Consider the following 12,283-nt stretch of genomic DNA (forward strand, 5'->3'; position numbering starts at 1 on the left):
AGCTGGGACGGCGGTGGACGGGCCGTCGCGACCGCTCGCGTCCGAGCCAGCTTAGAGGGTGTAGTCGTACTCCCCGTCTTCGGTCGCCAGAAACGCCTCGAGCAGGTCGATCGTCGCCGCGACGTCGTCGACGTGGGCGGTCTCGGTCACGGTGTGGAGGTATCGCGTCGGAATCGAGATCGCACCGACGGGTTTCGCGCCGGACGCCTGCTGGAAGCCCGCCGTGTCGGTGCCGCCCGCGGGGAGGATCTCGAGTTGGTAGTCGATTCCCGCCTCGTCGGCGATCGACTGCAGGCGACCGTGGAGCTTCGGGTTGGTAATCACGCTCGAGTCCTTGAGCTTGATCGCGGTGCCGTCGCCGAGTTCGGTGACGCGCTCGCCGGCGTCGAAGCCGGGGATGTCGTTGGCGACGGTAACGTCCATCGCGAGCGCGAGATCGGGGTCGATATCGACGCCGAGGGTGCGTGCGCCCCGCAGGCCGACTTCCTCCTGGACGGTCGCACAGAAGTGGACCGTCACCGCGGGGTCGGTCAATCGGCGGGCGGCCTCGAGCATGGCGAACAGGCAGACCCGATCGTCCAGCGCCTTGCCGGTAATCGTCTCGCCGACGCGCTCGGTGGTCTGGGCCATCGTGACGAGGTCGCCGGGAGAGACGCGTTCCTCGAGGTCCTCGTAGGGGAGGCCGGGATCGACGACGACGTCCTCGACCTCGGGGGTCTTCTCCGCCTCTTTCTCGTCGAGCGTGTGCGGCGGCGGCGAACCGATGACCGCGGGGATATCCTCCTCCTCGGCGTGGATCGTCACCCGCTGGGCTTTGAGCACGCGCGCGTCCCAGCCGCCGAGCGCGTCGAGTTCGACGAAGCCGTACTCGTCCTCGCTCCCGCGGACGTGGCGCACCATGAATCCCACTTCGTCCATGTGGGCCGCGACGGCCACCGAATAGTCGCTCTCGCCCTCGAGCGTTCCGACGACGTTGCCCATCGCGTCGGTGCGGATGCGGTCGACGGATTCCTCGAGTTCTCGGACGACGAGGTCGCGAACGCGATCCTCGTAGCCGGGGACGCCGCTCGTCTCGGTGAGTTCCGTCAGGAGATCCAGATCGAACGGAACGGTTGTCATACCCGTCCGTGAGGCGCGATATCATATAAGCTCGCGGAAACGGCGACCGCACTGCGACGGACCGGTATCCGAGAGCGGTCATTGGGCCGTCGGCCGGTCGGACGCGATCGTCAGTCCAAGCTATCAACGGACGGAATAATCGCTGATCGCGACGTGTCATCTGTCGTGAGATCGGATCCGCAACCGCGGAGTATTAACGGATCCGACCGCTAGCTGTGTCTATGAGTGACGTACGTGTAGCAGGAACAGGGCTGACGCCGTTCGGAAACAGCCCCGAACGGACCGGCCGCGACCTCTTCGCCGAAGCGAGCATCACGGCCTTCGAAGCGAGCGGCGTCCCTCGAGACGACGTCGAGGCCGTCCTCTACGGCAACTTCATGGGTGAACTCTCCGAACATCAGGGCCATCAGGGACCACTGATGGCCGAAGCAGCGGGCGTACGGGCCCCCGCGACCCGCTACGAATCCGCGTGTGCCTCGAGCGGCACCGCGGTCCGCGAGGCCGTCAAACGGATCCGTAACGGGGAGAACGACGTGTTGCTCGTCGGCGGCGCGGAACGGATGACCAACCTCGGTACCGCGGGCGCGACCGAAGCGCTCGCGATCGCCGCGGACGACCTCTGGGAGGTGCGGGCCGGCGTGACTTTCCCCGGCGCGTACGCGCTGATGGCCCAGGCCTACTTCGACGAATTCGGCGGCGAGCACGAGGATCTCGCCCATATCGCGGTCAAGAACCACGCGAACGCCCTGAACAACGACAAAGCTCAGTACCAGCGCGCGATCGAGGTCTCGGACGTCCTCGAGGCCCCGCCGGTCTCCGAACCGCTCGGACTGTACGACGCCTGTCCGATCTCCGACGGCGCGGCCGCGCTCGTGTTGACGAGCGAATCCTACGCCGAAGAACACGACCTCGAGGCGCCCGTTGCGATCACGGGCACCGGACAGGGCGGCGACCGGATGGCGCTGCACGACCGCGAGCATCTCGCCCGCTCGCCCGCCGCACGCGCGGCCGGCGAGGAGGCCTACGCCGACGCCGGCGTCGACGCGGGCGACGTGGACCTCGCGGAAGTCCACGATTGCTTTACGATCGCCGAAGTGCTCGCGCTCGAGGCCCTGGATCTCGAGCCGATCGGCGAGGGGATCTCGGCGGCCCGCGACGGGCGGACGACCGCGGACGGCGAGACGCCGATCAACCTCTCGGGCGGGCTCAAGGCCAAGGGTCATCCCGTCGGCGCGACCGGCGCGTCCCAGATCGCCGAAGTCACCGACCTGCTGGCCGGCGAGCATCCCAACAGCGAACACGTCGATGGCGCGACGACTGGCGTCGCCCACAACGCGGGTGGCACGGTCGCCAGTGCGACCGTTCACGTGCTGGAGGTGGTCGCATGAGCGAACGAAGTGAGCGAATGCGGGTACGCCAGAGCTTCGCTCTGGAGGTGACGGAGCGATGAGCGACGCCGAATCCGTCGCCGACGCCGGCTTCGACGAGTGGCTCGAGGCTGCCGCGGACGGCGAGGCCTACTTCCTCGAGTGCGCCAACGGCCACGGCTCCCTGCCGCCGCGACGGGTGTGCCCCGACTGCGGCTCGACCGACCTCGCGGAATCGGAGCTGCCCGATACTGGGAATATCCAGACGTTTACCGTTACGCACGTTCCGACACCCGCTTTCGAGGAGGACGCTCCGTACGCGAATGCCATCGCCGACTTCGGCTCCGTGGGAATCACGGGACAGGTTATCGGTGTGGACCCCGGAGACGTCGAGACCGGCATGACGGTCGAACTCGAGATCGCGATCTCCGAGACGACCGCCGAGCGAGTCATCGGATTCCGGCCGGCGTAACCGGTTCCTATTCGATCGGGGCCGTCGCGACGATCGCTTGACGCGCGGTTTCTTTCGGTCGCCAGAGGCTATTTTTACTTCGGCGAGTACATCACGCTATGACTCTCTCATCTCGTGTCAAGAGCAGCTTCGTCGCCGGGCTGATCCTGGTCGCGCCGCTCGCGGTCACGCTGTACATTCTTCGATTCCTCGTCAACTGGTCGTTGCAGTTCGTCACGCCGGTCGTTCGCGCCGCGGGACTGGCGCAGTACACGAGAAACGTCGAAGTCGTCGCACAACTGTTGGCCGTCGTTCTGATCGTCGCCGCGATCGTCGTGCTGGGCTTTCTCGCCCAGCAGAGCGTCGGTCGACACCTGTTCGGCAATATCGGTCGACTCGTCAACGTCGTGCCGCTGGTCAGCACGATCTACGGGAGCGTTCGCCAGGTCGCCGACTCGCTCGTCGAGCGGAAGACGAGTTACGAGAGCGTCGTCCTGGTCGAGTACCCTCGCGAGGGCGTCTACACGATCGGTCTCGTCACGGGCGAAAGCCCGCGGGCGGTCGAGGACGTGGCCGGGCAGGACGCCTACAACGTCTTCCTGCCGAACAGTCCGAACCCGACCGCCGGCCGATTGGTGTTGCTTCCGGAAGATCAGGTTCACGAGATCGACATGAGCGTGCGCCGCGGGATGCGCCTCATCGTCACGACCGGCATGGGCGACGATCGAGAGGAAGAAGCCGTCTCACCGACGGTGATCGAGAACGTCCCGAAGTAAGAGATCGAAGCCAGCGGAGACGGCCGGCTACTCGTCGACGCCGATACCGGTCCGCGGGAGTTCCGCGCTCAGGTACTCGACGAACGTGTCGGGGTGTTCGGCGTGTGGCAGTTGGGTCGCGTAATCGATGACGACCAGATCGAGGTTGGCTGCCTCGGCGAGATCACGTCCCTCCCGGAGCGGGACGAGTTCCGCATCGCGACCCCAGACGAGCGTGGTCGGCGTCTCGAGGGCGGCCAGTTCCGTCGCGAGGTCGAACTCGGGGTCGAGGGTGCCCGCGACGAAGGAAGCGGGGGCGTAGCGCGCGCCGGGCTGGTGGGCGCTGTCCCAGGCGTACTGGACTTCGTCGGCGTCGATGCGGTCGGAATCGTAGTAGCCGTCGCGGTCGTAGAAGTACCGGATCGACGGCTTGCTCGCGAACAGGTTGTACAGCGTCGTTCCGACGATGGGCGTCCGAAGGAGGGTGCGGACCCACGGCCGCGCATCGCTCGTCTCCTCGGTAGGGCAGATCAACACCAGCCGTTCGATATCGGTCTCACCGGCGGCGTCGACGGCGAACGCGCCGGTCAGCGAGGACGCGACGACGATCGGCTCATCGGTGACGTCGGCCGCGAAGTCGCGGATAAACTCGGCGTAGAGAGAGGCCGAGTAGATCAGCGGCGGCCGCTCCGATCGGGCGAAGCCGGGGAGGTCGACCGCGTAGACGTGGTAATCCTCTGCCAACTGTTCGATGATGGGCTGGAACTCGTTGCTGCTCGCACCGGTGTGGACACCGTGGAGCAAGAGCATGTCGGGATCGTTCGGATCGCCGGCGACGGTGTAGGTCGTCTCGATTCCTCGCCACCGATACGTTCGCTCGATACCGGGGAGCGGGCTCTCGAGGTCGCCGGCACGCCGTTTCAGGAGGCGGTTTCCGAGGACCGCGCCGCCGACGGTTCCGAGCGCTGCACCGAGGACTGTTCGGGCTTTCATACGGGACCGTAAGACGGCAACGGCCTTAGACCTCGGGTTCGGGTTCAGAACGTGTTGGGGACGGTAATGCGAGCGAGTGCTCTATCGCGGGTTCACGTCCGCGTCGGTCTCGAGCTCCTCGAGGCAGGCTTCGACGGGGTCGAGAACGTCGCTGGCAATCGAGTAAGGGTCGGTCTCGCCTTGCCGGACGGCCTCGGCGAGGTCGTCGATCCCGCCGGCGTCGGCGAGTTCGTCCTCGAGCATCGCGTGGACGTCCTCGCGCAGCAGGGTGCGAATCTCCTCGGCGTATCGCGTGCGAACTTGTTCGGCGTGCTCGCCGGAGTCGACGAGGTACTCCCGGTGGGCCGCGAGTTCGTCGATGAACTCGTCGACGCCGGTGCCGTGGATGGCGACGGTCTCGACGATCGGCGGCGTCCAGCTCTCGTCGTTCGCGTCGCCTTCGTCGGACTCGCCGTCCCAGTCGTCGTGGGCGTCGATGACCTCCTGACTGTGGTGGCCGCCGCCACCGTCGAGGTCGCTTTCATCGCCGAGCTGAACCATGTCACGCAGCTCCTGGACGGTCCGGTCTGCACCGTCGCGGTCGGCCTTGTTGACGACGAAAATGTCGGCGATTTCGAGGATACCGGCCTTCAGCGTCTGGATGTCGTCGCCGGAGCCAGGTGGCACGAGTACGGCGACGGTATCGGCGGTACGGACGATGTCGATCTCGTTCTGGCCCGCGCCGACGGTCTCGATGATAATCTTGTCCTTGCCGAAGGCGTCCATCGCCTTCACGGCGTCCGCGGTGGCCGTCGAGAGACCCCCGAGGGTACCCCTGGCGCTCATCGACCGGACGAAAACGTCCATGTCGCCGACGGTGGAGGCCATCCGGATCCGGTCGCCGAGGACGGCCCCGCCGGTGAAGGGCGAGGAGGGATCGATCGCGATGATCCCGACGGTCTCGCCGCGGTCGCGGTAGGACTCCGCCAGCTTGTCGACCAGCGTCGACTTGCCCGCGCCGGGGCTGCCCGTGATCCCGATCACGTCGGCGTTGCCCGTGTGGGCGTAGAGTTCCGAGACGAGATCTCGATAGCCCGGCGAGCGGTTTTCGATCTTCGAAATGGTCCGGGCGAGCGCGCGGTGTTCCCCCGCCAGCAGCGCCTCAAGCAGCGCCCGGTCGTCGGGGTCCACGCTCATCGCTGGGGCGCGTTCTCGCGGACGAACTCGATGGTCTCCTCGATCGAGGTGCCGGGGCCGAAGATCGCCGCGACGCCCGCTTCCTCGAGTCCCGCCCGATCCTCGTCGGGGATGACGCCGCCGGCGAGGACGAGCGTGTCGTCTTTGGCACCGTACTCTTCGAGGCCGTCCATGATCTTCGGAACGAGGGTGTCGTGCGCCCCCGAGAGGATGGAGATGCCGAGGACATCGACGTCCTCCTGAACCGCGGCCTGAACGATTTCGTCGGGGGCTTTGTGCAGTCCGGAATAGATGACCTCGAAGCCGGCGTCTCGGAACGCGCGGGCGATGACGTGAGCCCCGCGGTCGTGGCCGTCGAGGCCGACTTTGGCGACGAGACACCGAATCGACTCCGCTTCCTGTTCGCTGCTCATACCCACACCTTCCCGAGCCGACCGTTTGACTTTAACGGAAAATAATCCGTATCCGAGGGCGCAGCGATGGAATTCCGATTCGGGAGCGATTCGGAGAGTGCGGCGGTCGATCGCCTGTTTGTTCGCGCCGTGACTATCACGTTATCCCGAAACCGTTCCGAACCAAAGGCTAAAGAGCGAAACGACCGAACATTCCGGTAATGACTATCATTCGTCTGCTGCGGAGGGATCTCTCGTGGGCGTTGAAATAAAAGAAACGCGAGTGGCCGACGCCGAGTTCGAGGCGATGAAAGGCTTCGTCTTCGAGTATCTAGCCGCGAGCGTCGAGAAAGAAGACGAGGGCGGCCGGATGCGCTGGTACCCCTGGCACTCCGCCGAATACCGGCACAACCACATCCTCAACGTGGTCGATCTCGCGGTCGAGATCGCCGAGAAGGAGGGCGCGGACACCGACGTCACCCGCGTCGCCGCCCTCTTCCACGACGTCGCCAAACTCGAGACCGATCAGGAACTCCACGCGGAGGCCGGCGCTCGCGTCGCCCGCGAGTACCTCGAGTCGCGCGGAGAGTACCCCGAATCGTTCGTCCAGCAGGTGTGTCGCGCCATCGAACACCACTCCCATCAGGGCGATCTGTCCGATCTCGCGCTGGAGACGCAGTGTCTCATCGAAGCCGACCTGCTCGACAAGGTCGGCGCGAACGGCACCGCCCTCATGCTCCTCCGGATGGGCTACGAGGCCCGCACCCACATGGAGTGCGACGAGATGATCGAGCGCGTCCTCGAGCGCGGCTACGACGCCGCCTCGCGGGTCGAGAGCGATACCGCCGAAAGCATCGCCCACCAGCGCCTGAAACGCGTCAAGTGGTTCAGCGAGTGGCTCGAGGACGAGATCGCCGCGCTGGGTTAGTAGCCCGTTTTCAGACGAGCTGAACCGCGCCCATCGCGAGGAACACCAGTCCGAACCCGACGAGGACGACGGCGCTCAGCGCGGCGACCGCGGGTGCGAAGGCGTCGACGCGTCGTCCCGCCGCGACCAGCGCCGCCGGATAGGCGACGATCCAGCACGCGACGCCGCCGAAGAAGCCGACCAACAGCGCCGGTGACCCGGTCTGGACGACCAGCGCGCCCTCAAGTGCCTGCCCGACCGCCGGGGCGTGCGCGAGCACGTCCAGCGTCCCCGGCTCGAGCAGGCCGACGCCGACGGTGAGCCAGAAGCCGATCTGGTAGGGGTTGGTCAGCGAGAGCACGAACGTCTTTCGGAACCCCGAGGCGGCGGCTCGACCGGCGTCGGTGAACGACGTGGCGGTTCTGGCCTCGCTGATCGCGCCGATCGCGAAATACAACATAAGACAGCCGCCCGCCAGATAGAGCGCGGGACGGACGCCCGAAAGGCGGTCGATCACGGCGACGATACCGGCCAGCGTAAGGACGAAGAAGAGCACGTCCGCGACCATCGCACCGAGACCGGCTCGAAAGCCGGCCGTCCAGCCGCGGACGACGCTCTCCTCGGCGATTATCGCGTTCATCGGTCCCGGCGGAGCGGCGAGCGCGAGCCCGAAGCAGACGCCGGCCAGGACTGTGACGACGACTGAGGTCACGGTTTCGATCACGAGTGAGCGATACAGGCGCAAAAGCTCAGCGAACTACCGTCGGTGAATTCGCTCGAATTACTCTCCGCCCCGCCTCGAACGGCCCCACTCCTTGCACGTCCGTAGATGGCCCTCACAGACCGCTGCGCCCGTGTCTACTACCGTACGGTTCAATTCGGTAACTAGTTACATCTTAGTTTCTGACGCCCGTCGCGTCTCGTATGGAGAACTATCGGTCTCGATCGCGTTCCGTCCGAACGGTGGGACGGCTATGAGACGCCGAGAAATTATCGCCGGACTCGGGAGCGTCGGCGTCCTCGCCGGCGCAGGGGGGCTCTTCCTCGGAGGCGTTCCCTCGTTCGAGGCCGTTCCCTCCTTCGAGGCCGACAGCGCCGAATCGGAACGCGAGGGCGGCTCCGACGGCCCCATCACGATCGAGACGATCGACGCTCGAGGGAGCGAGGCCGGCGCGGTCACCGTCCCCAACGGCGACGTCATCGTCGTCGAACTCTTCGTCACCGGGTGTGGCAACTGTCAGGCGCAAATGTGGAAGCTCGCCGAGGCGCACTCTCGACTCGCCGCGGAGTACGGCGATGGTCTCACGTTCCTGGGGGCTACTTACCAATCCACCGACAGCAAGCCGCCGGCCGAACTGCGGGAGTGGTGGCGCGGTCACGGCGGCAACTGGCCCGTCGGCTACGATCCGACGGGGAATATCTCGGCCCGCTACGGCGCCGTCGGCTATCCCGTAACCATGGTCATCGACGAACGGGGCGAGAAACGCTGGGAGAAACTCGGCTTCGCGCCGCCCGAAACCATCGTCGAGGCCGTCCAACCCGTTCTCGAGGCGAACGACGGGACGGAACCCAACGAATCGACTACAGCCGGAGCGAACGAGTCACAGACCGCGTGAGAGAGTCGATCGATCACAGCAGCGTTCCCCCAAAGATCGCTGAAGCCGACCGCTCGAGCGCGTCGGCGACCGTGAGAGAGGGGTCGGTCAGAATCGGCCGGCGACCGGGATCGGTCGGTGCGACGCCGGTTTGCTATGGAACCGGATAACGGACTCGGAACCGACTCCTTCCGCGGACCCCACGGGTGAAGAGATCCGCCGGTACTGATCGGTCGTCGGAGCGTGTTTTGACGGCCCAGAGACCGTATCAGGCCCGACAAAGGCACGGGCGTTCGTCGGTGGTGACCCCATCAGATGCAGGCCGACCGCACACTGTCACCCGGCACTAAAGGGTCGACGAAGCGATCTCGACAACGAGTGCGATCGGACCCGATCACGAGACGACAGCAGCCGACCACTGGACTGTGAGACGGATGGACGACGGAACGACCGATCGAGTGAACGAGGCGGTACAGCGCGATAACGAGACGACGACGGACGAGAACGGGACGGCGCAACGCGAAGGCGAGACGACGCGACGCGCCCTGCTCGCCACGTTGGGCGGTTCGGGCGTCGCGGCCACGGCCGGGTGTTCGACGATGCTCGAGACGGATTCGAGGTCGCGGTTCCGACTCGGGACGCTCCGTCCGCCGATCACGCTCGATCCGATCGCCGCGAAATCGATCGGCTCCGAACAGATCATCGGGCGGGTGTTCGACGGGCTCTACGAGTACGGCGAGGGAACAGACACCGTCCCCAAAATCGCGGCCGGCGAGCCGCAGTTCGAGAACGACGGCCGGGCGGCCGTCGTCGAACTCGACGACGACGCGCGGTTTCAGAACGATCGGGCGGTGATCGCCGACGACGTCGTCTACTCCTATTCCGCGCCGCTCGAGGAGGACGCGCCGACGGCGTGGTGGGTGAGCCCGTTCGACTCGGTCGAGGCCGTCGACGATCGCACCGTCCGCTTTTCGCTCGAAGATCCGTATCCGGCGTTCGACCACGCGCTCACGCGGCCGATCGTCCCCCGGCAGGAGCGAGAAGACGACAGAGAGGCGTTCGCGACGGAGCCTGTCGGAGCCGGTCCGTTCGAGCTGGCGTCGTTCAGCGCCGAGAAGAAAGCGACGCTGCGCCGGTGGGACGACTACTGGGACGAGCCGATGCCCGAAATCGACCGATTCACCGCGGCGTTCGTCGAGTTCCCGATGACCCAGCTGACGAGTCTGCGGACGAACCGCAACGACGCGATCGAGCCGGTGTCGCCGATGATCGTCGATCACGTCAGTGACGTGGCGAACGCGTCGGTGAAGCGCCGGCGGGGTTTCACCTCGTTTTACTTCGGCTTCAACCTGAATCAGGGGCCGACGACCGATCCCCGCGTACGAGAGGCGATCAGCTACTGTCTCGACCTCGAGAAAGCGGTCGCCGAGTTCGTCGAGCCGATGGGGCAACGCCAGTACGGTCCGCTCCCGCCGCAGGTCGCCAACGAGTGGGACATGCCGACCGACGAGTGGGCCGACCTCGCGAACGAGACGAACCCCGAACGGGCCCGCCAGCTGTTCCGCGAGGCCGACGAAGCGAGCGGTCAGCTCCGCATCCTGACCTCGACGGACCCGAAACACAAGGAGTTCGGCGAGGCGCTGGCTGGCGGTCTCAGAGACGCCAGCCACGGCGCGCTCGTCGTCTCCAAACCGGAATCGACGTTCCTCGAGCGATACGTCTCCGGCTCCGAGCGCGATTACTCGGTGTTCGTCGGGGAAATCAGCGGGACGCCCGACCCGGACTCCCACCTCTACCCGACGTTCCACGAAAACATGGCGGGCGTGACAAACGGGACCTTCTACCGCGAGGACGCGGTCATGGAGCGGCTCACGGCGGCTCGCAGGACCGAGAACCGCGAGCGGCGACGCAGACTCTACGAGGAGGCGATCACCCGGCTGCTCGAGGACCGGGTCTGTCTCCCCATCTGCTCGTTCGAGAACAGCTTCGCGGTGGCCGCCGACGTGCAGAACTTCCGCGTCCACCCGATCGCGCAGGTCAATCCGCGGCTCGCGGCGGGTGACGAGGTCGTCACGGTGGGGTCGGAATCATGAGTGAGAACGACGGCAGCGAGAACGCCGGTGGCGGAAACGAAGGCAGGGGGAACGGCGGCGGTGAGGGCGGAAACAGTGAAAACGGAGACGACGGAAACGGAGACGACAAGTTCGGGGTCGGAACAGCCGTCGCACTGGGCGTGGGTGGCATCGTCGGCGGCGGCATCTACGCGGCGATCGGGATCGTCGTCGCCGCGGCGGGCATCCTGACGTGGTTCGCCTACTCGCTGGCGACCGTCGTCGTCTGCTGCTGCGCCTACTCGTACATCAAATTGAACGACGCGACCGACAGCGACGGCGGCTCGGTCACGTACATCGAAGAACTGACCGGGAGATCGACGGTCGCCGGCGTCGTCGGCTGGACGCTCGTCGTCGGCTACATCGGGACGATGGCGATGTACGCCTACGCGTTCGGGATGTACGGCCAGATGCTGATCGGCTACGAGTACGTCTGGGGCCTCCCGATTCGGCAGTTCCTCTCGGTCGGCGTACTCGCGGTCTTCGTCGGGATCAACCTCCTCGGCGCGGGCTCGTCGGCGGCGGTCGAACGGTACCTCGTGTTCGTCCAGGCGGGGATCATCGCCGCGTTCGGCCTGATCGGACTCTGGTTCGGCGCGGCGAACTACCAGCTACGGCTTGGCTTCGCCGAACTCGGCCTCAATCCGATCCTCGCCGCCTCGGTCGGGTTCGTCTCGTTCGAGGGCTGGCAGCTGCTGTTTTACGATCAGGAGCAGTTCGACGATCCGGACGAGACCCTCGCGAAGGGGGTGTCCATCTCGATCCCGATCGCGGCGGCCATCTACATCCTCGTCGGGTTCGTGATCACGACGCTGTTGCCCGAAGAAGTGGTCGCTGCCCAGCCCGAACCGTCGCTGCTCTACGCCGCGTTGACCATCTCGAAGTGGCTCGCGCTCGCCGTCGGGCTCGCCGGCCTCATCTCGACGGCCAGCGCGATCAACTCGACGCTGTTCAGCGAGGCTATCTTCGCGAAGAACCTGATCAGCGACGACATCCTCCCCGACGAGATGGGCGATGCGGACGCCGACGCCGCACCGGCGCGAACCGTGATCGTCATCGGCCTCCTGACGGCCGCCTTCACCGTCCTCGGGAGCCTCGAGGCCGTCGTCGAATTCGCCTCGCTGGCCTTCATCGTCGTCTTCGGCGCGATGAGCGCGCTCGCGCTGACGGTTCGCGATTCCGACGACGTCGACGTCAACCCCGTGCCGCCGCTGCTGGGCGTCGCCGGCTCGGCGGCCTTCTTCGTCATGCTAACGTGGTACCTCTACTCGCAGCTCCCCGCCGTCTTCTGGCTGGTCGTCGCCATCGCGGCGGTGGTCTTCGCGGTCGAAGCGATGTACTTCAAACGTGAGACGCTCTCCGAAGGCGTTCGACAGGTCGAAAAACGGGTCTGAAACGGCCGACGGACGAAACCGAG

12 protein-coding genes are annotated in these 12,283 nt (G+C 66.1%); 7 read left to right on the forward strand and 5 right to left on the reverse strand.

Annotation, left to right across the window (positions count from 1 at the left end):
- Nucleotides 1–51: 51 nt before the first annotated feature.
- The gene (locus LDH74_RS02805; protein ID WP_226041117.1) at nt 52–1,119 is read right to left on the reverse strand and encodes a M42 family metallopeptidase; all 1,068 of its coding nucleotides are present in this window, start codon (nt 1,117–1,119) and stop codon (nt 52–54) included.
- A 221-nt stretch (nt 1,120–1,340) separates the two neighbouring features.
- On the opposite strand from LDH74_RS02805, the gene LDH74_RS02810 reads away from it, so the two are divergent.
- From LDH74_RS02810 to LDH74_RS02820, 3 genes are all read left to right on the forward strand, one after another.
- Nucleotides 1,341–2,507, forward strand: a complete 1,167-nt coding sequence (locus tag LDH74_RS02810; protein WP_226041118.1) for a beta-ketoacyl synthase N-terminal-like domain-containing protein — start codon at nt 1,341–1,343, stop codon at nt 2,505–2,507.
- A gap of 58 nt (nt 2,508–2,565) precedes the next feature.
- Complete coding sequence (locus LDH74_RS02815; RefSeq protein ID WP_226041119.1) at nt 2,566–2,958, forward strand: Zn-ribbon domain-containing OB-fold protein; 393 nt, start codon at nt 2,566–2,568, stop codon at nt 2,956–2,958.
- 98 nt (nt 2,959–3,056) lie between these two features.
- A complete protein-coding gene (locus LDH74_RS02820) occupies nt 3,057–3,713 on the forward strand; it encodes a DUF502 domain-containing protein (RefSeq protein WP_226041120.1) in 657 nt (218 codons plus the stop codon).
- A 27-nt stretch (nt 3,714–3,740) separates the two neighbouring features.
- Here LDH74_RS02820 and LDH74_RS02825 read toward each other — a convergent pair whose 3' ends face one another.
- From LDH74_RS02825 to LDH74_RS02835, 3 genes are all read right to left on the reverse strand, one after another.
- Entirely contained in the window at nt 3,741–4,685 is a 945-nt protein-coding gene (locus tag LDH74_RS02825; protein WP_226041121.1) for an alpha/beta fold hydrolase, read from the reverse strand.
- An 81-nt stretch (nt 4,686–4,766) separates the two neighbouring features.
- Entirely contained in the window at nt 4,767–5,861 is a 1,095-nt protein-coding gene (meaB, locus tag LDH74_RS02830) for a methylmalonyl Co-A mutase-associated GTPase MeaB (protein WP_226041122.1), read from the reverse strand.
- Nucleotides 5,858–6,274 (reverse strand): cobalamin B12-binding domain-containing protein, encoded by a 417-nt coding sequence (locus LDH74_RS02835; RefSeq protein WP_226041123.1) that lies wholly within the window; start codon nt 6,272–6,274, stop codon nt 5,858–5,860. The genes meaB and LDH74_RS02835 overlap by 4 nt, the downstream gene beginning before the upstream one ends.
- Before the next feature lie 235 nt (nt 6,275–6,509).
- On the opposite strand from LDH74_RS02835, the gene LDH74_RS02840 reads away from it, so the two are divergent.
- Nucleotides 6,510–7,181 (forward strand): HD domain-containing protein, encoded by a 672-nt coding sequence (locus LDH74_RS02840; protein ID WP_226041124.1) that lies wholly within the window; start codon nt 6,510–6,512, stop codon nt 7,179–7,181.
- A gap of 10 nt (nt 7,182–7,191) precedes the next feature.
- Here the strand turns inward: LDH74_RS02840 and LDH74_RS02845 are convergent, their stop codons facing one another.
- A complete protein-coding gene (locus LDH74_RS02845; RefSeq protein WP_226041125.1) occupies nt 7,192–7,872 on the reverse strand; it encodes a LysE family transporter in 681 nt (226 codons plus the stop codon).
- Between the two features lie 262 nt (nt 7,873–8,134).
- On the opposite strand from LDH74_RS02845, the gene LDH74_RS02850 reads away from it, so the two are divergent.
- From LDH74_RS02850 to LDH74_RS02860, 3 genes are all read left to right on the forward strand, one after another.
- On the forward strand, nt 8,135–8,776 hold the full coding sequence (locus LDH74_RS02850; protein ID WP_226041126.1) for a TlpA disulfide reductase family protein: 642 nt from the start codon (nt 8,135–8,137) through the stop codon (nt 8,774–8,776).
- A gap of 413 nt (nt 8,777–9,189) precedes the next feature.
- Nucleotides 9,190–10,848, forward strand: coding sequence for an ABC transporter substrate-binding protein (locus tag LDH74_RS02855; RefSeq protein ID WP_226041127.1), 1,659 nt, complete (start codon nt 9,190–9,192; stop codon nt 10,846–10,848).
- On the forward strand, nt 10,845–12,260 hold the full coding sequence (locus LDH74_RS02860; protein WP_226041128.1) for an APC family permease: 1,416 nt from the start codon (nt 10,845–10,847) through the stop codon (nt 12,258–12,260). The genes LDH74_RS02855 and LDH74_RS02860 overlap by 4 nt, the downstream gene beginning before the upstream one ends.
- Nucleotides 12,261–12,283 lie beyond the last annotated feature (23 nt).

The sequence above is a fragment of the Natrinema sp. DC36 genome (genome assembly GCF_020405225.1).
Taxonomy (GTDB): domain Archaea; phylum Halobacteriota; class Halobacteria; order Halobacteriales; family Natrialbaceae; genus Natrinema.

Bases quoted from the DNA above. Each gene is read 5' to 3' on its own strand.
- LDH74_RS02805 (WP_226041117.1), bottom strand. From the start codon at position 1,119: ATGACAACCGTTCCGTTCGATCTGGATCTCCTGACGGAACTCACCGAG.
- LDH74_RS02810 (WP_226041118.1), top strand. From the start codon at position 1,341: ATGAGTGACGTACGTGTAGCAGGAACAGGGCTGACGCCGTTCGGAAAC.
- LDH74_RS02815 (WP_226041119.1), top strand. From the start codon at position 2,566: ATGAGCGACGCCGAATCCGTCGCCGACGCCGGCTTCGACGAGTGGCTC.
- LDH74_RS02820 (WP_226041120.1), top strand. From the start codon at position 3,057: ATGACTCTCTCATCTCGTGTCAAGAGCAGCTTCGTCGCCGGGCTGATC.
- LDH74_RS02825 (WP_226041121.1), bottom strand. From the start codon at position 4,685: ATGAAAGCCCGAACAGTCCTCGGTGCAGCGCTCGGAACCGTCGGCGGC.
- meaB (WP_226041122.1), bottom strand. From the start codon at position 5,861: ATGAGCGTGGACCCCGACGACCGGGCGCTGCTTGAGGCGCTGCTGGCG.
- LDH74_RS02835 (WP_226041123.1), bottom strand. From the start codon at position 6,274: ATGAGCAGCGAACAGGAAGCGGAGTCGATTCGGTGTCTCGTCGCCAAA.
- LDH74_RS02850 (WP_226041126.1), top strand. From the start codon at position 8,135: ATGAGACGCCGAGAAATTATCGCCGGACTCGGGAGCGTCGGCGTCCTC.
- LDH74_RS02855 (WP_226041127.1), top strand. From the start codon at position 9,190: ATGGACGACGGAACGACCGATCGAGTGAACGAGGCGGTACAGCGCGAT.
- LDH74_RS02860 (WP_226041128.1), top strand. From the start codon at position 10,845: ATGAGTGAGAACGACGGCAGCGAGAACGCCGGTGGCGGAAACGAAGGC.